A 24,048-nucleotide genomic window follows, 5' to 3' on the forward strand; every position below is an offset into this window, starting at 1 on the left:
CCCTGATCAATTCCTCTGGCATTCTCAATATAAAAAATCCCTCTCCCGATTACCTTGATACAACAGTATCAATTAGTAATCAAGAGAAGGATCTCTAAATTCACAAAACTATTCACATTATCCACTCGAAGGTTGAAAATCATATAAGAACCTCTTAACATGACCTCTTTAACATTGGCGGTTTAAAAAATACGACTTCTTCTAAAGAACAATAATAATATTTATGGTATTGATTATTCTTTTAATATCTAACTTTTTTCTTCCCAAAGTTGGCTTTTATAAGTAATGCTACCTTTGAGAAGAATCTATTAGGAAGGGGGGATTTCTTGTATTTTTAGCGTATCTGTCTGTAGGGAGTGATTGTCCCCCTTCCTAAATATAAACTATCATTTTATTCAAACTACAGCAAGTGTTAAAAACACCCCTCTTTATGTGACATGAATATTATCTCAATTAAAATATATCATCTCAAATGATATTCCCAAAATCCTCTTTACCCTCGCTCTTAGCTACAAAGCTCTTCCTTTCTCGTCAATAGTTTAAAATAAATATAGAGTGATCCAAATCTTTCAATCTAAAATACAATTCATAAATTTTTTCACATACTTCTTCTGAAAGGAAATAACTTTTTCTATATAAAATTTCCCCCTCTCCTCTAAAGCTATCTCCTTTGCCCGGCCATTTTGAAACCTTCTAATAAATCCATTTTCTTCCAGAAATTTTATGCGCCTGCTTATTAATCCCGGATCTATAATATCTCTTTTCCTTATGTCATACATCGTGATATTGCTACTCTCCAGTAGTAAAAAAAGAATTAACATATCCGTTTTCGTAAGATTAGCTTCCCTTTTCAATGGAATAAAAATATCTCGTTCTAACTCAATTAATAGGTTCATAACTTACCTCATACCTTACAATAAAATAAATTTTTAATATACTTTGCCTCTGCCTAATCGTTTTTTGAAGATCTTCTCCAAACTACTCAATGATTCAAACACTTCAATTGCTATCTTTTTTTCCTCTTCCTCCAGTCTTTCTAGCCTCTGGCCTATCTCATACCTTAATTTGTTTATTGCTACAACTATCATTTCCTTCACCTCCCAGGGTGATAAGAGGTTTTAAGAACCTCTCACCACTCTATTTCTCTTTACTTTATCTGACTTTTTATATTCTCTCCGATTCAGCTAAGTCAAAGCTAATGTCATTTGTCCTTTGGAATTCATCTACTTTCCTGTCCAGCTCTAAAACCATAAGGTCTCTGGTTGATTTAACTGTCTTACCTTCTTTATATAGATCCTCGATTTCTTGGTAATCTAAGAGTAACTCTTCCAGTTCCCTCTTATTCTTTTCGCTTAATTTGCTAGTAAATGTCTCCTTGGACTCTCTTAAAAACCTAAAGTTGTTATCTACCCTTTCTACCTCCACTTTTTCTAAGCCTTTAACAATGGTGTTCTTAGGTTTACTAACCGCAATATATCCTCCTTCTTCAGTAACGGCATTTGTCTTTAATGCTTTTCTAGCTATCGTCTCAAGGGCATTTTTAGTTCGATCTATACTTTCTTTGGCATCCCTCTCTAAGAGACTAGCTTTATAATACCTTTTGTTACTCGCATCATAGTGCTTCAAATCATATTTAAAGTTTGAACGTGTCTTGTCTAACCCCGCTTTCTTTGCTCTTTTAACAGAAGTATTTGCTGTTAAGTCATGCTGGTCCTTGTGTGTTAACTCGTGATCCAAAACAGCAACTTGTCGGCTAAACTTCTCATCTGCCAGCTTATAAGATAGCCTGATAATACTTGGCCATAAAATTCCTTTTGATGAAAATTGACCATTAGTTCTCTCCCCAAGATCGTAGCTCCTTAAATCCAAAATACTTTCTTCAAACTTAATCTTATTCGCTTTAGAGCTAGCTTTTTCCTTGTTTTTAGCAAATGCTTCTAAGAGGTCAGCTCGCTGATAAGCATCCAATCTTTCATTTAAGCTCTCCATTACCGACTTTTCTTTAGGATCATAGTAACTTCTTAACGTTGCCATAACTCCCCTATCCTTTAATAAATTTTCAGTATACCTTACATTCACTGCACTCTTTAGCCTCTTCCATTATTCCCTGTTTCTAACTTTGAAATTTTCTCTGTACTTTGAGAGGGAGAGTCTTTGGAATAAAGTACCATTGCTTTCTCCCTCTTCCCCTTCTTTCCCTTAGCTGTTTTCTTTGGTTTCAGGAGGTCTAGATCCTCATCTCCGATCATCTCATAAGTAGTTGGATCATCATAAATTGCTTCTCCCTGAGCTACACTGCCTGAACTTCCATCGACATCTTCATAGTCACTCTCAGTCGAGGCTGGACCTCCTGCTTCTTCGGAACCACTCCCTCCTGAAACGTATAGTTCATTCTCTACAAACTCCTCTACGTCATTATCTCTGATCTCCTTATAAGTCTCATCATGTAGGCCACTATACTCCTCCCCTCCAGATTCATATAGAGGGTTTTCTGAGCTCTCTTTCCCTGGAAGCTTTGAGTCTGTGCCCGCCAGATACTTCTCACTGCTCTTTCCTCTGAAAAGATCCTTTACTCTGTCCATAAAACCCTTTTTTTCTTTGGGGAGCACTACATCATCATAGAGTTCTTCAGGATCTAGATCCCCATCTTTAATGAAATCATAAACAGTTGGATCACCATAAATTGCCTCTCCCTGAGCTACACTGCCTGAACTTCCATCGACATCTTCATAGTCACTTTCACTCGAAGCTATGCCTCCTGAAGTTGAACCGAGCTCGGCATAATCGTCATCTAAAGGTTTATAACTATCTTCTTTTCCAGGCTGTGGAATCGGTGGTAAAGGTCTCTGGGGCTTTTCTGCATTGAATCCTGCTGGAGCATTCCCTACAGGCTCATAGCCATCCGCGACATAACCATATGCATCTTCATTCGAGGCTACAGAGCCCGAGTTTAAGTCGAGCTCTTCATCCTCACCCCCTCCTGATTCATATAGATCATTTTCTACGAACACCTCTACATCATCATAGGATATTGCATCCTCAGCTTCTCTTCCCCTATCTAAGTTCAATTCATTTATCTCTTCATACTCATTTCCTGCTGAATCATAGATGGGACTCTCTGAACTTCCTTTCCCTGGAACTTTTGAGTCTGTGCCCGCCAGATACTTCTCACTGCTCTTTCCTCTGAAAAGATCCTTTACTCTGTCCATAAAACCCTTTTTTTCTTTGGGGAGCACTACATCATCATAGAGTTCTTCAGGATCTAGATCCCCATCTTTAATGAAATCATAAACAGTTGGATCACCATAAATTGCCTCTCCCTGAGCTACACTGCCTGAACTTCCATCGACATCTTCATAGTCACTCTCAGTCGAGGCTGGACCTCCTGCTTCTTCGGAACCACTCCTTCCTGAAACGTATAGCTCATTCTCTACAAACTCCTCTACGTCATTATCTCTGATCTCCTTATAAGTCTCATCATGTAGGTCACTATACTCCTCCCCTCCAGATTCATTTAGAGGGTTTTCTGAGCTCTCTTTCCCTGGAAGCTTTGAGTCTGTACCCGCCAGATACTTCTCACTGCTCTTTCCTCTGAAAAGATCCTTTACTCTGTCCATAAAACCCTTTTTTTCTTTGGGGAGCACTACATCATCATAGAGTTCTTCAGGATCTAGATCCCCATCTTTAATGAAATCATAAACAGTTGGGTCACCATAAATTGCCTCTCCCTGAGCTATGCTACCTGACCTTCCATCGACATCTTCATAGTCACTTTCACTCGAAGCTATGCCTCCTGAAGTTGAACCGATCTCGGCATAATCGTCATCTAAAGGTTTATAACTATCTTCTTTTCCAGACTGTGGAGTTAATGGCAAAGATATCTGTGGGAGGACTCTCTTTGGTTTAGGACCCTGGGGCTTTTCTGCATTGAATCCTGCTGGAGCATTCCCTACAGGCTCATAGCCATCCGCGACATAACCATATGCATCTTCATTCGAGGCTACAGAGTCCGAGTTTAAGTCGAGCTCTTCATCCTCACCCCCTCCTGATTCATATAGATCATTTTCTACGAACACCTCTACGTCATCATAGGATACCGAGACCTCATCTTTTCTTCCTAACTTCACTTCTATTGGATCATCATAGATTGCCTCTCCCTGAGCTATACTGCCTGAACTTCCATCGACATCTTCATAGTCACTTTCAACCGAGGCTATGCTTCCTGAAGTTGAGCCGCTCCCGGCATAATCATTATCCAAAGGTTTATAACCGTCTTCTTTTCCAGACTGTGGAATCGGTGGTAAAGGTCTACGGGCATTTGCTTCACCTGTATATATATCTTTTATAGCCTTTCCTTTCTCTGATTCCCCTGAGACCTCCTCCATACTGACAAAGGTATTTCCAGATTCGTCGATTTCAATCCCTTTGACCTTGAAGACAGTATTGGGTTTGTAGTCTATTTCACCAGCCTTTGCACCTCCTAATGGCATAGGGCTCCCATAGCCTTCCACAGAGTAATACACATATCCAACTCCGCTTTCCTTATCCGACCACTCTTCCGTTGGGGTCTCCGAGGTAAACAGATATCCCCTGTCTCGTATAAGATCCCCCTCCTTTATCTTGTTGCCGTAGACCTTGTTTATGAGCTCTTTTTCCGGAACCTCCAGCTTTCTGAAGGAGGTCAGTTTTTCATTGGAACGTCCATTTTTTATGAGGGCACCAAAATCTTTAGCTGCTTTCGCTGCGGTATATCCATTTTTCTCCAATACTTTTTTGCCCTCATCTGAGATCTTACTGGTCCTTAAAAAAGCATTCACGTGGCTGCCTATCAGGTCCTTTCCGTGTATCTTGTTTATCTTAGCTTCCTCCTGGGATATTTCTTTAATCTTTCTCTTTTGAAGATCTGCTGCTCTCTTTAGTTCATTTGTCCGTTCCGGGCTTAATCCTCCCTTTGTGATTCCTTCTTTTAGTTCCAATAAGGCCTTCTCTTTTAATCTGGCATCTATCTTCCCTTCATCTGCCTTTAAACCCTCCTGAAATTTTTTATACTCTTTTGCAAGCTTCTTATAACTCTTCTCATCTCCTCTCTCCTCAAAGGATCTCAGAGAATTTTCAAAGTTTTTTGCAAGCTTTTCAAGTGAATCAAACTCCTTAGGTGCACCACTCCTTGCACTGTAATATTTTTTCATCAGATCATCAGGCTTATATAGTTCCTTTCCTGTCACTAGCCTTCCAGATCGGTCAAACTTTAGAACATTTCTCTCTTCCATTTCCTTTAATTTCTTTACCAGGCTTTGAACCATAGTATCTTTAAGTGATTCTGATATTTCACCTCTCTCGTGCCTTTCATTGACCTCTTGGTAAGCTGTGGTAATCTCCTCCAGCTCCTTCTTCTCTCCTTCCTTCAATCCAAGTTCTACTGCTTCTTTGTTGGCTATTAAGGACTCTAGCTTCCTTTCTTCCCCTATCAGCTTTATATCTCTGAATCTATCCATTGCAAGTGTTGAACCTTTTTTCGGTTTAGAGATCGCCACGAGACCTTCTCTCTTCTCATCTGATAGCCTAGATACTATATCTTTAATAGCATGCTGGGTTCGCTTCTCATTCTCTCTTGTATCTCTCTCAATAAGGCTATTAAGATACATTGCTTCATTATCAGAATCATAGTATAGGACGTCAAACTTCATGTCTTCTCTGACCTGTTCAAATTCTTTTCTTAGGGGGCTATCTGAAGGTAACCTATCCATCATATCATACTGATCTTTATGCCCCAGTTCATGATCTAAAGTCTTTACTACCTCTTTAAAATCCTTATGGTTTCCAGAATTAACCACAACTTTGTTTTTACGATTAGCATAGTACCCTAACTCTTTCTCCTTGCCTGTTCTATCAGCTATTAAGTCCAACTCAGCTTCTTTAAATTTCACCTTTGTTGCTTCTGAAAAAGCTTTCTCCTTATTCTTAGCCAGTAGTTTTAGAAGCTTTGTTTTTTCCTCCTCTGTAAGGTTCTCACCTATATTGTTTATATCCTTGTTTCGATCTATAAGATCCATAAACGCCTTATCTTCAAACAAGTTTTGGGTATACCTTATATCTGTTGCCTTCTTTAGTTTCTTCCACTTCCTATCTGTCTCTGAATTTGAAATTTTCGCAAGGGCCTTCCTCTTTTTTTCTGGCTGCATATTTAAGATACTGTCCATCTTTTCTTCTTTTGATTTGAGCTCGTTCTGAAATTTCGTGTACTCTTTTATAAACTTCTCATAACTTTTTTTATCCCTCTTCTTCTTAAAGTTTCCAAAGGTTTTATTGGTAGACTTTTCAAACTCCCACAGCTTAGATGCATCAAAGTTGTACTCACTATTTTCTTCCTTTGGTAATACATCCTTTACATCCCTATATTTCTGAATTAGATCATTTGAATTATAAAATCTTAATATCTCTGCTAAGATATCAGGTTTTCCTGCACTATCAAGTAAAGTATCAGGCTGGGAGGTCTCTGACTTTCCTTCTTCAGGAAGTTTCGATACTACTTTTGATTCTGCCAAATCTGCAGGCGCCAGATACTTCTCACTGCTTTTCCTCGTAAAAAGTCTCTTTAGTCTCTCTACTATTCCCCCCTCTTCTTTCTTTACCTTCAACCCGTTATCAGTCGGGTCAAGCTTTAGATTATTTCTCTCTTCCATTCCCTTTAATTTCTCTACCAGGCTTTGAACCATGGTGTCTCTAAGTATTTTAGTTATCTCTCCCTTCTCATATCTTTCACCAATTTCTTGGTAAGCTGTAGAGATCTCCTCCAGCTCCTTCTTCGCTTCTTTATTCAAGCCAAGCTCAACTGTTTCTTTATTTGCTTTTAATAACTTTAGCTTTTTTTCCTCCCCTATCAGATTTTTATCGATGAATACATCTGCTGAACGTTTTCTGTATGGGTCAGAAATCCCTATATATCCTCCTTTATTCTTATAGTCATCTGGTCCATCCTGTAATCTGTCTGCTATGGCATGAAGGGCATCTATAGTTCGGTTCATAGTTTTATTCGCATCCCTCTCTATAAGGCTGGCTTCATACATCTGAGGGTCTTCACTATAATTCTTATAGTGCTTCATATCAAAGTCCATGTTAGCTATACTTTCTTTAAATACCTCCCTTAGCGGGCTATCTGAAGGCAAGAAAAACACAGTACTAAATTGATCCTTATGTTCTAATTCGTGATCTGAAGTTTTTAGAAACTGTAGAAATTTTTTGTCTGGATCGACATTCATTAAGACTTTTTTCTGGTTAGGATCATACTGGCCTCTTGTGTTTTCTGGCAACTTTGCATCAAACACTAAATTTGCTTTTTCAAACTCTGTTTTCATAGCTTCTGAAAAAGCTTTCTCCTTATTTTCAACAAACATCTCTAAAAGCTCTTTTTTCTCCGATAGGTTAAGTGCCTCATCTAGATCAAGCACCCCTGCCCCATCCCTACTTTTTAGTGGGTCCTCTATTAGTTTCATAACCCTTTCATCTTCAAATAACCTTTGGGTATACCTGACATCTACTGCCTTCTTTAACCTCTTCCATTTCTCTCCGACTTCTAACTTCGAGACCTTTTCAAGCAACTCCTCCCTTTCTTGACTCCTCCCAGAAGAGGTATCTGTAGATACCTCAACTCTAGTAGAATCCTCAACGTCAGGTGATACCCCTGCCTTATCTTCCGGCACTTCATTTAGAGAGGTAAAGTCCCTATCATACTCTGTAATTCCCTCTGCGTCTTCATGAGTGTCATCACCTGGTCCTGGCTGATTTGAAGTTATTTCACCTGTATAGATATCCTTTATAGGCTTATTTTTCAGTGGTCCCTCTGAAACCTCTTCCATATTCACAAGAGTGTTTCCAGCTTCGTCGGTTTCAATCCCTTTAACCCTGAAGACAGTATTGGCCCTGTAATCTATTTCACCGGCCTTTGACCCTCCTTTAGGCATAGGGCTTCCATATCCTTCCACCGAGTAGTACACATATCCGGCTCCGCTTTCCTTATCCATCCACTCTCCCGTTGGGGTCTCCGAGGTAAATAGATATCCCTTGTCTTGTATCAGATCCCCCTCCTTTATCCTGTTGCCGTAGACCCTGTTTATGAGTTCTTTCTCCGGAACCTCCAGCTTTCTGAAGGAAGTCAGCTTTTCATTGGAACGCCCATTTCTTATGAGGGTGTCAAAGTCTTCAGCTGCTTTCTCTACAGTATATCCATTTTTCTCCAATACTTTTTTCCCCTCATCTGAGATCTTACCGGTCCTTAAAAAAGCATTCACGTGGCTGCCTATCAGGTCCTTTCCGTGCACCCTGTTTATCTTAGCTTCCTCCTTGGATATTTCTTTAATCTTTCTCTTTTGAAGATCTGCTGCTCTCTTCAGTTCATTTGTCCGTTCCGGGCTTAATCCTCCCTTTGAGATTCCTTCTTTTAGGTCCAATAAGGCCTTCTCTTTTAAGATGGCATCTATCTTCCCTTCATTTGCCTTCAGACCATTTTGAAATTCTTTGTATTTTTTTGTGTACTTCTTGCTGCTGTTTACTGTAAAGAATGTCTTTATTTTGTTAAGCAGATTACTTCCCTTCTCCACCTCTTTTTTGACCTTTTCCTCATTTCCCCTATCTTCCGAAGCTTCGAATATATTGTCAAAAGACACTTCTTCCGCGCCCCTTGAGGAAAGTGAAGGGTTCCACTTAGGATCTTCTACTTTATTTCCTCTTAAAGAGTTTTCCAGCGAATTTTCGCCGTTAACTCCAGCTGTATAGATATCCTTTGGTCGCTCAATAGGTCTTAATAGCTTTATTACATTCAGCCCATGTAAATCATTGTGACTAGCTCCATCAACCTTCAAGATCTTATCTGCATTCAAATCCTTTCTATGAGCTAAGCCTATTTTGGCTTGTCCTGTAAAAAACTTCCAAACCTTGGTTTTAAAATCTGTTCCTCCTGCTTTTGTCACTGAATCTTCATTAGACATAACATTTAGATAGCTACCTGTTTTCTCCTCTATAATCTCTCTAGAGACTCTATGATCATTTCTTACAGGTGTTCCTAAAGTAACTAGATTTTTCACCTTGCCACCCTTCATAGTTTTCAATGCTTCATTTGCTACATTTCCACCATGACTGTGGCTTATTATATTTACTTCTATCCCCTTTTCATTATAGCCCTCTATTACCTTTGCCAGTTCCTTTCCCGCCTCTTTTCTTGCATCTGGATGATTCTTTCCACTCCATTGGAACGTTACAGACTCCCCTCCATACTGCTTCTCTATAGCCTTTCCTTGCGAAGAATCCGAGCTTATCCATCCCGTTTTGGCCTTATCTCCATTAAATGTTCCATGCACTAAGATATTTACAGTATTGTCCTTTACCGCCTCTACTTTTTCAGGTCGCTTAGACTCCTGAACTATGCTAGGTTTTCCTTTATAATACTTCTTCTTAGTCAGGCCTTTAGAAAAGTTTACTTCTTCTTCCTTAGGTAACTTTCTTTTCTCCTTCTTCCAGACTTTTATCAGATCAATTTCTTTTTTGTTGGTAGAAATAACTTTTCCCTGATATTTGTCATTTGGATCTCCCTCTTTAGCAAGAACATCTGGCAGATTTAATTCTTTTTGTCTCAGTATACTATCCATCTTTTCCTCATTTGACTTAAGGGCATTATTAAATGTTGTATACTTTCTTATAAGAGTGTCATAACTCTTTTTGTCCCCCTCCTTTTCATAAGATTCCTGAGCTTTTTTAAATTCCTTTTCCAATTTCTTCAGCTTAGGTGAATTTAATTTATATTCATTACCTGATTCACCTTTTATTCCACTGCTTACTTCATAGTACTTATTCATCAGCTCATTGGAGTCGTAAAACCTCTTCATCTCCTTTACAATATCAGGTTTTCCTAAAGTATTACTTAAACTACCAGGTAGAGAAGCATCATATTCTAAAACAGGTAGAGAAGCATCATATTCTAAAAAGTCATCTAAAATTAAATCTAAGTCCTTTATAGCCTCTTCTCCTTCCCTTGCTAATTCTCTCCTCTTCAGTTTTTCACTGCTCAACTCCTCTCCCAGCTTGTGTCCCCTTGCCTTGGCATCCTTCTCCCTCTGAGAACTCAGGTAATTTACATACTCGGTAGAGTCGCCTACCCTTCCGCTATACTTCAATAGCTTTCTGTCATCTCCTACTCCCAGAGCTTCCGATTCTCTCTTGTGCTTCACAAGTTCAGCCTGTTCCTTATGGGTCAGTTCATGGCTTAAGGTGTCCAGTACCTGAGCCAGAGTACGATTTGCATTTAAAACTACCCTGTCTGGCGTCCTTCCTTGAGACGCTATAAACACTCCCCTCTTCTCATCTGAGAGATTTTTATCAAGTTGCAGTTTTATCTTTTTAGTCTCAATTCCGCTGGCTTCACTAAAGGCTTCCATCCTGTAATCTATAACCGTTTGGAGAATAAAATCCCTCGCCATTTTATCGATGTCTTTCAGAGGTTTGTCTGCATATTCGGAATTAGTGAGGGAATCCATCAATACTTCATCTCCTGCTACTTTTTCCATGAAGCTTCTGTCCACATCTTCTTCAAGCCTTCTGTAGTTTGAGCTGAGCTTCAAATCATTTTGCAGGGCGCTTGTAACAAGCTGCTGGGTGAAGTCTAGGCCCTTCTTCTGGGAGAAACTTAAATCCCTCTCTCTATAGCTTGCATCGGCATCTGATTCCTTAAGACGGTCCGCACTTTCCAGCCTACCTCTATGAGCCACCTTTCCTAGCTGCTTTAAAATAGCAACCTTCTCCTCTATGCTCATCTCCTCAAGGGTTTTTCCATACTCACTCTTAAATACATCTTTCAATATTTCTTTATCTTCCGGTGATAGACTATCTATAGCTTCTCCTGTTTTGTCGTATTCACCTTCTATCTCTTCATCCATAATAGGATTACTTACCTCGTCCCTTTCTGGAAGAAATCCTTCCAAGCCTTCCCTCCCATATAGTGGCAGGCTCTCTCTTGAGTCACCTTCATTGGATAGGTTCACTTCTGATAAGCTCACTTCATCATATCTGTTGGTGTTTAAGCTGGTGTTTCCTCCCTCTGCTGTATCTTCCTTCCTCCCCAAGATCATTCCCTTCAAAGCACTGAACTGGGCCTTCCAGGTGGAAGCGGCATCCTTTATCCTCTTTTTAAATGTGCTTTCAAAATCTTTTTTCGATACTAGAGACACCGTGCTGCCTTCGTTATCTACAACTAACTTATTCTTGCTGTTGATTACAAACTCCGGATTCTCCTTAGAAAAATCTACTTTCTTGAATTTATCCTTAGTCAGGTCGTAGATTTTTCCTGTTTTGTCATCCATATAGTTGTTGCCTTCACTCTTCGCTACATATTCTTTAACTATGTGGACGAATTCTCTGTCGCTGGTATTCTTGTCTCCTCCGATCCTTCCCAGAGCCTCTAAATCCTTCCTCTTGCTTTCTGAGAGCTTGGAGCTTTTAGATGACTGAGATATTATCTCCCTCAGCCTCTTAGCATCTCCAGTGTCCACTCCTTCCGTTAAAAGAGTCTTTACAGTTTCCGCCATTACCCTTCTTTCTAGGCTCTCTCCAGTAGTGACATAGGCATCCCCGTCTTCCCTTATTACAAGGTATCTGTTGTCTTCTAGCCCTACTACCTTTCCATCTAGCTCCGGATTTTTCCTTAGGGCACTGTACTCCTCCTGAGTAATCTTCCTGCTGAAGTCATCTCCTATGAATTCGTAGTCCGTTCTTGGTCTGGAAGTAACCTCGGCTATCTCTACCTCTCCCCTTTCATTTAGGGTGAAGTATCTGCCATCCTCTATCTTTATTGCTCTCTCTCCCAGCTCAGAGTCTGTTGCAGCGTTCATTATCTCCTCTGGGGTTATCTCCCTGCCGCTTTTCTCATCTAGGTAGAGGTTTTCATCTGGCTTCATCACCTCTGTGACAACTATATTTCCCTCGTTATCCTTGGTAAAGTATCTGCCATCCTCTATCTTTATTGCTCTCTCTCCCAGCTCTCCTATCACCTCTGCAGAGTCAAAGTCGGATTCCCTTACCTCCTTTTTAGTCTTGGGATCCACTATATGTGAGATCATTTCGAAATCCTCGGTTACCTTGGCAACCTTAAGTGCCCCTTCCTTATCCATTATAAAATGTCTGTTGTCCCCTAGGTCTACGCTCTCCATACCTAAGGCTTCATTGTACTCCTTCCTTTGAGTAAACTCCTTCTCCGTAAGCTTTGCGCCCGTCTCTGGATCTACAAAGTAGTCGTCTCTTTCCCTTGTATACTCAACCTTAACAGAACTTATGTCTCCGTCCTTGTCCCTTACGAAGTACCTTCCGTCTCCTATCTCTACAGCCTCTTGGCCTAGCTCATCGTGGTAGATTTTACTACTGTCAAAGTCATCGGTTGCTAATTCCTTGCCGCTTACAGGATCCTTTACGCTCTCCGGTCTCTCCTGAACCTCACTTAATTCAATTACTTTGATTTCACCGGCTTCATCCTTAACAAAGTACCTCTTTGCGTCAATCTTCACAGCATCCTGAGATAAGCTTTCTTGATAACTTTTTTGGCCTTCAAAGTCTTCACTGCTGATCTTAACCCCCGTCTCTGGATCTATGTACTCATCTGCTCTCTCCCTCACATAGTCCACTTCGGCTACCCTTATCTCACCGGAGTCATCCTTGATAAAGTATCTGCCATCTCCTATCTCCACAGCATCCTGCCCTAGATCCTCATTGAACTTTTTAGTACCTTCAAAGTCATCGGTTGCCAGCTCCCTGCCACTTTGAGGGTCCCTTACACTTTCAGGCCTCTCCTGTACCTCGGTCACCTCTGCTACCTTTATCTCACCGGAATCGTCTTTTATAAAGTACCTGCCATCTCCTATCGCTACTGCCTCTTGACCTAAGTCATCATTGTAGGTTTTATCCTTATCGAAGTCGTCAAACCCTATTTCTCTATTGGTAACAGGGTCATATGCTTTGCCTGGTATCTCCTTTACACCTGTTATCTCTGTAATCCCTACGCTTCCGTCGTCATTCTTTGTAAAGAATTTACCGTCCCCTATCTCAACGGCTTTTTTACCTAACAGTTCATTCACAGGAGCATTCTCAAGATCCTTTTCCGTTACTTTTTTTCCGCTATCCTTGTCAAAGAAGTATTCACTTCCTGGCACAAGCTCGGTTTTGGGCTTGACCATTACAACTGGTTCATCGCTTCCCTCCTTCCATACGATATTCCTGTCGGGATCATCGGTTTTAAGAACCCTTCCACCCAAAGCTTCGTCGTAAGGAAGATCTCCCAGCTCCCTTTCCCTGATCACTTTACCCGTTTTCTCATCTGTAAAGAATATATCTTGCTTCTTTTCAGATGTTATAAGAGTAATCTCTTTAAAGGTTTTTACTTCTTTTTCTGAATTTCCAAGGAGCACATCCTTCTTGAAGCTGTCGCTCCCCTTTACTACAAATGATCCGGAGTTTCTAAAAAAATTATTTCCTCCCACTCCGATTATGTCCATTTCTTTCTTTTTAGTAAATTCTCTTTCCGTATACTTTAATACTGTGTTGGCATCCAGTCTTACTTCACTCTCATATACATTTGCACCCTTACCCTCCTTTGTAATAGCCTTGTTATCCTCTAGATCCTTCAGCCTTATCTCATTTCCAAGGGAATCCTTTATGGTCTCTCCTAGTTTATTTTGTAGCCTTTCGCTTCCTGTATCCCTTACCTTTGTATTGGTTTCAATTATTATTTCACCCTTTTCATCAACAGTAAGGAATCTTTTCCCCTCTCCATCTAGAGCTATTTTTCCCCTTTCCTGAATCTCGTTTTTGGTAAATGCCTTTCCTGTAACCTCATCTCTGAACTTCTCACTCCCCTTTTCATACTGGTACTTTGGTACCTCTTTGATTACAGGGGCTTCTCCGTCCCTTCCTTGAACCCAGAACCTGTCGGTTTCAGAGTCTTCGGAAATCTTTATTGCCTTTCCTCCCAGCTCTTCCTTGTATTCCGCCTTGTCAAAAGCGTCCTTTGATATCTCCATTCCTGTAAGTTCATCTTTATATTTTCTGTCCTTCAAAACACTTTCTATATCGTACTTTACAAGTTTTCCATTCTCTTTTCTGATAAAGTACCCGCCATTTTTCTGAGCCTCATTAAGCTCTTTTTGGGTAGGCTTTATCACCTTATCTTTATTCTTTTGAGAAGTATTCTTTTGCGTCTCCTTCTCCTTTACCTTTTTAGAGTACTTCTTGAAATTTTTTGAATCTACCTTTATCTTGGAGATATCCTTGATTCCATCCAGTATCTCCTTTGCAGCTTTAGCATCCCCGGCCTCATGCGCTGCCTTGGCCGCCTTCAGCCCTAAATCATAGTTATTCAGGTCCGTCATAAACTTCATAAGTGCATCTTTATTTGTAGCATTCATGCCGTTATTCCCACTTCTCTTAACTATCTTATGGAGCTGCTTTTTCTGAATCTCATCGTAGTTGTTTCCAATGGAATCCTTATATCCTTGCTTCTTAAAAAAGTCTTCCTGACCCTTTATCTTGGAGGATAAGATCTTATTTGTGGCCACATAGGGGTCCTCACCCTTTTCTTGGGATTCTCTGATTGCAACCTCTACTTCCTTTCCGAGGCCCACTTCAGATCCCTTCTTACCTACAAAATCAAACTTCTCCTCTACCTTGGCTTCTTTTTCCTTGATCTTTGCTGCCTCTCCTGCTTCCTCCTTTGGTCGTGAAACCTCTACTTTATCCTTAAAGTCCGGTGTACCCATCACCACCTTTTCCTCTTTTACCTTTATACTTTCATTTATATCCTTCTTTAGATTAACTACTTCAGTTTGAGTTTTTGTTCCATCTATTTCTGGGAGCTTTTCAACCTTGTCCACAAGCTTTTTTGGTCCCTCTATATCTGGTGACTCTATCTTTATATTCTTTACCTTTCCTGAATCTACCTCTGGTTTAGATACATCTACCTTTACCTTTATGCCCGAATCTACCTCTGGGGTTTTTATATCGATCTTATTGACCTTTCCAGAATCCACGCTTACCTTTATAGACTCCGTCTTCTTGGTGATTCCCGAGTCAACCTTAGGGCTTGTATAGTCTATACTTACCTTGGGCTTTGTCTCTGTCACAACATCCGGTTTATTCGTTACTTTATTCGGTTCTCTGTCCTTCCCTCCTAAAGCTGGGTTCTTACTGACTACTTTATCGATGCTGTTTACTGTATCTTTATTGACAAAAATATTTGAAGTATCTCCCTCACCCCTATCTCTCAGAGAATTGGAATCCTCTTCCGTAATCTTTTTCTTTGGCTCTAGAGTATAGTCGAAATCCCACTTAAAGTGCTTGTCATCTCTTGTTGTTTCCAGAGCATTTTCAGTATCCCTGTTTACATCTATTCCCGAGTCTTCCAAGCTCTCTCCTCCAACACTTACGTTTCCTGCTCCTATCGTCGAGTTCACGTTCCTGTCCTTGTGGAACCCTTCTACCCTTCCGCCTTTGACGTCCACACTGTCTACTCCATTCTCAGAAACGCTGACTCCCAGACCTCCGTAGCCTCCGTCTCTCATATGAGAATCCTTTAAGTCCTCCACCGTCAGACCTCCAGTTGCAAAGTTAAGGTTTCCGTCCTCAGCTGCTATAACTCCTCCCTTCAGGGCAGTGTTCCCACCTACATTTATATTTACATTGCCTCCTGTAATGCCGCTCTGCTCCTTTACCCACTCCTTCTCTTCTACTATTTGCCCATGGGTTACCCCTGCGCTTCCATTTCCTCCATAACCGTCTAGCCCTATGCTTCCAGAACCAGAAAGATTGAAGTCTGTGGATTTTAAGTTGTGGTCTAAGGTATCCTGCACACTCTCTATATTTAAGTCTCCACCAATATCCGCAGTCACACTTTCACCGGAAATATTGGCACCCTTTAAGGTAGCATCATTATCTATTTCCAGCACTACATTTCCCCCGTTTATCTTGGAGTTGTTGTAAGTTACTGAATCTGTCTTTGAATCTACAAAGGATCCGTCTATGCTGGCATTTATACTTCCTTCTACTCCACTCTCAGCTCCTACAGTTCCACCTACTCCCGCTGAAACTCCTACATAGTAGCCGTCCTCCTTGTGGTGGTACTCACTTTTAGAGGCCTCCATATTGAACTCCTCTGCTTTTATAAATACCGAGTCTGTTCCCTCTATCTGCATCCCCTTGAAGTCCACCTTACCGTTTTCCGCACTGATAAGTATATCCTTGGCTGATATCTCCGAGTCTATGGCTGTCTTGCTTTGAGTTGTTGTGTCAGAGTGAGAAACCGATACCCCTAGGTTGGCGTAGGTATCAACTAGGGTTCCATCCTGCTTGGATAAAACTCCTCCCATCTCAACTGCTCTCGCAAATATCTCCCAGGCACCGCCGCTGGAATATTCCGAATCAGAGTAATCGGCCATGCCCTTGGCTGCCTCGGCGATATCCAGCAGAGGAACTGTATATCCTACATCTGCTCCTACCCTTACATTGGTCTGCTTGGCACTGGCATTCACTTCATCCTGCACATAAGTTGAGTTTACATCCCCCTCTTCCGAGATTATTCCCACGCTGTTGTCTGCGTCTATCTTTACCGATTCCAGGTTCACGTCGTTCTTGGCTTTTATCGTTATGCTTCCACCCTCTATTGAGCTCCGCTCGTGAGTCGTTGCATCTAGACTTTCCTCGATTTCAGTATATTGGAAGATTGTACCAGTAGCAGATCCGTTGGCACCGAACTCACTTAGGTGAGTACCTGTGCTAAATCCCTTTCCGTGGAGCGATTCAGCACTCTCATTAAGTCCTGGAGATGACCAGTACCCGGTTTTTCCTCCACCGTGTCCTGTGCTGGTGTCCTCACCGCTTACCTTGTCGTCGTGTTCCGACAGAACAGATTCTCTGGCTCCTAAGATTGTGTCCGATACCCCGGCATCTGAGTCTCCAAATCCCCATGTCTTTTTCTTTCTTTCATACTTGTGTTCCAGTGCGATGGTTCCTATGTTGACATCCCCCTCCTTGGACATAAGAAGATTTTCATCCCCTTCACCCTTTATAGTGCTGCCAAGTATGTCCAGGTCCTTGTTAGATGATATCTTTACACTGCCCTCTCCAGCATCGATTGTCGATCCCGTTAATGATTCACTGTAAGTATAGATCGACTCTTTATCGCTGCTAAAGACACCATTCTTTTCTCTTTTGTAGTCGCTCTCAAATGTGTTTTTTACCCCGGAAATATTGACCTTATCACCCATGAGGACTACATCTCCCCTCTCGGTGCTCACATTGCTTCCTATTATGTCCAGGTCCTTGCCGGCCTTTATTCCCACTCCTTCTCCAGCGCTTACGCTGCTTCCCAGGTGGATTGTGGATTTTTCCTTAAATGTCTCGTGGGCGGTATCCTTTTCTATGCTACTCTCCAGCTTGATTGTATCAAATTTCACATTATTTTCAGCGGTAATCGAGGCTTTCTCAGTTGCAGTAACCATTCCCCCCTTCATGATCACATCGTTTCCTGAGTCGATTATTACATTTTTACCGCCTATACTTCCCACTGCTTTTACCTCATCTATAAAGCCGTCCAGCTTGGTGTTTCTCTCAACTACCGACTCATTGATGACGTCTCCCTTTACCGTTTCAAGCACCACATTTCCCGTACCGGATATGCTTCCACCGATATTTTTGATGTCATTTTCAGCCTTCAGCTGGATATCTCCCCCCACTATGGCTCCCATGGAACCTTCTCCGTATTTGTTGAGGATGTCTCCTGCGTCGATGCTGACAAGGCTGTCTCCCTTTACCGTGGAACCGATATTTTCAAACTTGTCCCCCTTTATCTCCACTACCTCTCCAACTATTGCCGAACCAGAAGAGCTTGAATCCAGGGCTGTCCCCCCCGTCTGCACATTGTTTGAAGATACATATACCCTTGGCACCAGTACCTCTACTCCGTCTACCTCCTCCTTTACATACCATACTATGTCCTTGTCCAGGTTCTTCATCTGCTCTTCAGTCAGGGGTTCTCCCACGACCAGTCCCAGTTCATCAGATGCTAAAACGGAGTTATCCAGCAGGTACTTCATAAGAGAGATCTCATCAAACTCGCTTCCCTCCATCTTTCTTCCGCCAGTTGCCTTAAGGTACATCTCATTTACCAGCATGGTTTCATAGTAGTTGTCCCCCAGCCTTCTGAAATCATCCTCCGAGTCATCCCCTAGCTTCTCAAAGACATAGCCGCTTCCATAGTAGTTTTCATCGTTTATGAAGTCGATATTTGTTTCAATAAGTGGTTTTTGTACTCCATCGATCACTACATCGTCGTTCCTTATAAATATTCCGTTGTCTCCCTCAGGGATCTCAATATGGTCTCCAGGGTCTACAACTATCTCCACACCCTTTATAGGGTCTACATCTGGGCTCTCTAGATCTGGAGCTTCCCCCTCTACCTTGTCTATCTTATCTGCTTCCCCCACTTCATCCACTTCATCCACTTCTGTGTCGTCCGTTATCTCCCCTACAGAAACGTCAGCATCATCCACTGCATCTTTATCTATCGTCTCCTGATCCTCAAAATCGATTCTGTCTCCCACATCTACCAGGGAGTCTCTTCCCTCCTCTATGCTGTCGGCTATTCCTCCCACAGTTGTTAGGTTCTTCACGTCTCCAGTCAGCTTGACCTTCCCTCCTGCGCTGATTAGGGCCTTGTCCTCAGAGACCAGGGTGACTTTTTTTGTGGTCTTGCTGGCTGATTTCTCTCGAACCGAAGGCTTTGTTCCTCCCTGTGTATTAGATCTCCTTACCTTAAACTCCACTCTGATAGTATCTATCGTCTCGTACTCCAGAGCTTCCGTTACATTCCTGATCTCCTTGGCTGTGATATCTATGTTCCTGTCCGCCCTTATCACTCCGCCGTTTACCAGGTCTTTGCTCAGCTTCATCTCTATGTCCCCGCCGGCTTCCAGGGCAGCCTGCCTCACCCCGATGCTATCCTTTGAGCTGGCAGTATTAAAATCAAGATCTAGGGTTAGATCATGATATCTTTGACCGTTAAGAAAGCCACCATCCCTGCTTTCCTTATTAACAGTAGCAGAATTTAGGTGCCCCCCATCCCTTAACTCTATTATTAAATCGCTATTATATGTGTGTATCACAAGGTCTCTCATGTCTTCAGGAACAAGATTAGGACCATGACCATATAACATCCAAAATAAATCCTCTTCGAAATCATATAGACTACCTTCATCCCAGAGGTCCCTTAGGCCCAGACCAGACTTCCAAACATAGGTACTGTTATTAATCCAGTTATTGTATATATGAGTATCTAAGAAATTCTTCATAAGTTCATCTTCCGACATTTCCATAAACCCATACTTACTAAGCTCCTTTGCATGGATATACTCGTGGTACTTTATGGCCTCGTTGTAGAAGTTGATGGCCTCCACAACTATGTTGCCCCCGGCCTTTATCTTTCCTGCCTTCTCCTTATCCGCCTTGTTGTATATGCTTCCCGCTGCCCTCAGCTCCATATCTCCCAGCAGGGTCAAGATCTGAGCTCCCGCTTCGTTGATGATATGCCCATGCCTTGCCACCAGGCTTAGGTTTTCAGTAGCGTACAGGGATGTATTTGACCTCAGCAGTATCTCGTCTGCACTTATAATAAGGTCTCCGTTGGACTGAAACTGCCCTTCATTTGTAACCTTCTGCCCCTTGGCAACATCCAGGTGCACCTTACCCAGTCCCAGTATCTTTCCCTCGTTGACAAAAGACTCCTGAAGGCTGATCTTGGTTTCTTTCGTTCCCCCGTAGATCTTTGAATCCCTGTTGTGGATGTAGTTTTTGGCTGTCAGGTTCATACCCTCTCCCGAGCTCAAAAGGGCCTCCTCTTCAGAGCTTCCTGTGTTCCGCACATAGTTCTTTGCGCTTATATCGAGGTCTCCCCCAGCAAATATCACCTTGCTGTTTGATATATCTCCCTCCATCGAGTCCAGTATAATGTCTCCGTTGGATACCACTTCTATCTGATCATTGATTATATCGCTGAAGTTCCTGATTTCAATGAGGGTATCTCCATATATCGTTCCCGTAAGAGTGAAGTCATTGGAGTGCTTTCCTAGCTTAGTTAAGTCTATAGTTAGACTTCCGTTTGTTATTATCTCTCCTGCATTATTTTCAAGCTTTATCGTATGTATTTTGATTCCCTTTCCAGATAATATCTCACCCTGGTTGTTGTTGATATACTCTGCTATTACCGAGATAGCTCCCGAAGCGTTGATAAGGCCGCCTTTATTGGTTAGTCCTATCCCCCCTATTTCCATGAGGACGTCTTCATTGGCAAGGATTTCTCCTGTGTTTACTACCTCTTCAGCCTCCATTATCAAGTTGGCTGCCGAAACTAGCTCTCCGGCACCGTTATTTTTGATTATTTCGGAAATGAGCCTCAGATCTTCCTTAGTGCTTATGTTTCCTTGGTTTTCAAGGGTTTCGCTGTAAACCTCTAATCCACCGGCACTGTAAAAGTCACCGGAATTCCTCACATCTTTAGCCTCTACTCTAAGGTGTGGCGAACCTTCCTTCCCCTTGCTTTCCCCTTCATCCTCGGATTCACTTGTCAGTGCTCCCAGAAGTCCTCCCTCTTCATTGATGAGGATCTCGGCTTCAATCCTTCCACTTCCCTCAGTCAGGAGGTTTCCTCTGTTGAGAATTTGGGTCGCTTCAACTGTAAGTAGGCTGCTCCCCTTTACTACCGAATCCTTCTCAGACTCAAAATTAGAAGTTTTTATCTCCAGCTCCTCTCCTACAATTACCCCTGAGTTGTGCAGGCCTTCTGTAGCTTCAATATCTACCCTCTCCCCTGCTATCTGACCGTCTTTTTGGTTGTCCAGCTCCTTACTTCTTACCTTCAGGTCGTCCCCTGCAATTACACCTGAGTTGTGCAGGCCTTCTCTAATTTCCATATCTACCGTCGTTCCTGCTATCTGGCCCTCTTCTTGGTTGTTCAGCTCCTTACTTCTTACATTCAGATCGTCCCCTGCAATTACACCTGAGTTGTATAGGCCTTCCGTGGTTTCGATACCTATCCTCTCTCCTCCGATCTGGCCATCCTTCTGGTTCTTCAGCTCCTTAACTTTTATTTCCAGGCCGTCCCCCGTTATTAATCCTGAGTTCTGAAGGGTTTCTGCACTTTCGATACCTACACTCTCTCCTCCGATCTGGCCATCCTTCTGGTTGTCCAGCTCCTTAGCTTTTATTTCCAGGTCGTCTCCCATTATTAATCCTGAGTTCTGAAGGGTTTCTGCACTTTCAATGCCTACACTCTCTCCTCCAATCTGGCCATCCTTCTGGTTATCCAGCTCCTTAACTTTTATTTCCAGCTCCGAGTCTGAAATTATTCCCCCGCTATTTACGAGTGTCTCTGCTTCCAGGGTTATGCTGCCCTCCGAGTAGATCACAGCTTCATCCTTGTCCTCATCCTCATCCTTGCTCTTCCCCTCATTGAGCAGACTACCATTGAGCAGACTACCATTGAGCAGACTACCTGCATCTATCCTTATATCTCCACCCAAAATACTCTTTTGGTTTTTAACTTTAGCTGCTTCTACTTTAAGCGATCCAGTGGAATAGATGTCTCCCTTGTTTTCTAAGGTATTTCCTGCTTTGGTGTCAAGGCTTCCCTCTGAATAGATCGTTCCATCGTTTACTATATCCTTCTCAGAGCTTATCTCTCCCTTGCCTCCGAGGTTTTGAATATTTCCTGTATTCTTAATGGTCTCCGAACCTATGTAAAGTCCTTCCCCGGACAAAAGAGTTCCTTCGTTTTCTATTGTTTCCTTCGCACTTAAAGAAAGGCTCCCCTTGGAGTTCTCCAAGTCCCCCTCTTCATTGAAGCTGCTTCCAGACATTATATTTCCATCGGAAGTATTCCTCAGGGTATTCCCTGCTATTTCAATATCTTTTTTTGCAAGAATCAGACCGCTGTTCTCTACACGCTCTCCCTCTATTGCTAGCCCCTCTTTGTCAGCGAGGATAGTACCCTTGTCATTGGTCAGGTTCCCCTCTATGGAAACTTCATTTCCCAGGACCGTCCCCTGGTTTCTTATTCCTTCCGACTTCAGAGCCACCTTTCCGCTCCCAGCTGCCATCTGTCCCTCGGAAAGGTTAGATACTTCCTTTGAAGTTATAATCTCTAGGTTTCTTCCCGCTGCCACAGCTCCTCTGTTGGAAACCCTCTCACCGCTAAGTGTGAGGTCTCCCTCCTCAGTTGCTACTACTCCCTCCTTCTCATTGTTTAAGTAGCCGCTTTTTATCTCCATCTCACTTTTAGCATAGATGGTGTCTTCATTTACTACTCTGTCTGCCTCTACTTTTACAGACCCCTCCGAGTATATTGTTCCGCTATTGTTTAGCTCCTTCCCCGTCACCTCAATGGAAGTAGTCCCCTGGATCGTTCCAGAGTTAGTGATTGAGTTATTGTTAACCCCACTAACTTTATCTCCTGCTATAATTCCACTGTTGATGACATTACGGGAGTCCTTTATCCTTACTTCTCCCTCTCCGTAGAGCTGTCCGGAGTTCACTAAACTCTTTTCTCCACTAACCTCCAATAAGTTAGTTCCCACTACATCTCCTGAATTTACAACACTTCCTCCCCTTAAGGTAACGGCATCTTCTCCGTAAAAAGTGTCTTCATTTATAATACTTTCAGCATTGGCATAGATATCCTCTCCGCTTATGGTTCCCTGATTGATTATCTCCCTCCCCTGAAGATCCATCCTTCCCCCTGCCGCCAGGGATGAATCCTCCGAAACATGGATCTGATTTTTCATATCTGCCTTTAAGCTTTGAGCTTTCCTTTCATCCGGATCCACACTTGCAACTATGCTCTCATTTTTTACCTCCAGGTTCTCTCCGGAAATTACAACTTTATTTTTACCTGCTGCATATCCTCCCTTTCCTTGAAACTTTACATCCTTAGCCGCATCTATCTCTAAATTGTTTTCTGAGTAGATGAATCCCTCTTCACCTGCCTGCCTGATATCTCCTTCACTACTTTTGAGCTTTATATCCCCACGACGGGTAATCGCATTCTTTACCTCGAGGTTTCCCTGAGAATCTATCTCTAAATCACCCAGAGTTGCAACCAAGTTAGATTTAGTATTTACTCCCACTCCTTTATCAGTTGCTATCAGCTTAATCTTTCCTGCAGACATGGCTCCAAGTTCACTGGCATCTATGGCAAACTGATATTTTCCGTCACTTCCGTGACTTTTATGGGTTGCCTCCTCATAGTCATAGGTATTGTCTCCCGTTAGCACCTTTAACTCCTTTGTGCTTTTGTTCTCCGTCCTAGTACTTGAGATCACCCCGCCTATCTTTGCAGCCCTGGAAAGGATTTCAAAATAATCGACCTCCTCTATGTTTACAAACCCGCTCTCTGCAACCTCTACAATTCCGTCTGTTATTCTCAGCTTTAGGTTTCCGTCTACTCCATCGAGCACCTGTCCTGTTGTGAGGGTTACTCTGGGAGTATTTATAAATCCCCCTCCACTCATATAGATACCGTTTGCATTGGCCAGAATAAAATCTGCTTCGCTTCCTGCAACCTCTACGAATCCCTCTATTTCAGACCTCTTTAAACCCGTTACTTCAGAGAGGATTGTTTTTGCCTCTTTTCCTGGAGTTATATTGTCATTTCCATAAATAAGTCCCGCAAGTGTAGTCAGACTCATATCCGCAGAGTTATTTAATATTAATCCTCTTTCATTGACATTGAACTCTAGGAATTTATTGTGAGATAGTCCTCTGTCATCTGGAGTTACTATATCGATCTGATCTATTCCGTTGGCTGTTTTTCCAAGTCTGGCCCTGTGCCTTTCATGAGTATTTTTGTCGATAATCACTCCGGCGCCATACGCGGTAACGTTATATGGCATTAAGAAGTTGTATATTGTCCATCCTATGAATCCCTTTGTTAGCTTATTATCCTTTATCCTTCTATTCATGCTGTTCTCCCAT

4 protein-coding genes are annotated in these 24,048 nt (G+C 42.2%); all 4 read right to left on the bottom strand.

Translation table 11 applies throughout. The features are described 5' to 3' along the window. Nucleotides 1–569: 569 nt before the first annotated feature. The 4 genes from QMG11_RS02440 to QMG11_RS02455 all read right to left on the bottom strand — a co-directional run bounded on the left by QMG11_RS02440 (nucleotide 570) and on the right by QMG11_RS02455 (nucleotide 24,035). Entirely contained in the window at nucleotides 570–896 is a 327-nt protein-coding gene (locus tag QMG11_RS02440; protein ID WP_281833200.1) for a MarR family transcriptional regulator, read from the bottom strand. 33 nt (nucleotides 897–929) lie between these two features. Next, nucleotides 930–1,088 carry a hypothetical protein gene (locus tag QMG11_RS02445; protein ID WP_281833202.1) on the bottom strand — a complete coding sequence of 53 codons (159 nt, stop codon included), beginning with the start codon at nucleotides 1,086–1,088 and terminating at the stop codon, nucleotides 930–932. 76 nt (nucleotides 1,089–1,164) lie between these two features. Next, nucleotides 1,165–2,034 (bottom strand): hypothetical protein, encoded by an 870-nt coding sequence (locus QMG11_RS02450; RefSeq protein WP_281833203.1) that lies wholly within the window; start codon nucleotides 2,032–2,034, stop codon nucleotides 1,165–1,167. A gap of 53 nt (nucleotides 2,035–2,087) precedes the next feature. After that, nucleotides 2,088–24,035 (bottom strand): two-partner secretion domain-containing protein, encoded by a 21,948-nt coding sequence (locus tag QMG11_RS02455; RefSeq protein ID WP_281833204.1) that lies wholly within the window; start codon nucleotides 24,033–24,035, stop codon nucleotides 2,088–2,090. Between the last annotated feature and the right edge of the window lie 13 nt (nucleotides 24,036–24,048).

Origin of the sequence: Propionigenium maris DSM 9537 (assembly GCF_027925155.1) — a bacterium.
Lineage (GTDB): Bacteria > Fusobacteriota > Fusobacteriia > Fusobacteriales > Fusobacteriaceae > Propionigenium > Propionigenium maris.

Bases quoted from the DNA above. Each gene is read 5' to 3' on its own strand.
- QMG11_RS02440 (WP_281833200.1), bottom strand. From the start codon at position 896: ATGAACCTATTAATTGAGTTAGAACGAGATATTTTTATTCCATTGAAA.
- QMG11_RS02445 (WP_281833202.1), bottom strand. From the start codon at position 1,088: ATGATAGTTGTAGCAATAAACAAATTAAGGTATGAGATAGGCCAGAGG.
- QMG11_RS02450 (WP_281833203.1), bottom strand. From the start codon at position 2,034: ATGGCAACGTTAAGAAGTTACTATGATCCTAAAGAAAAGTCGGTAATG.
- QMG11_RS02455 (WP_281833204.1), bottom strand. From the start codon at position 24,035: ATGAATAGAAGGATAAAGGATAATAAGCTAACAAAGGGATTCATAGGA.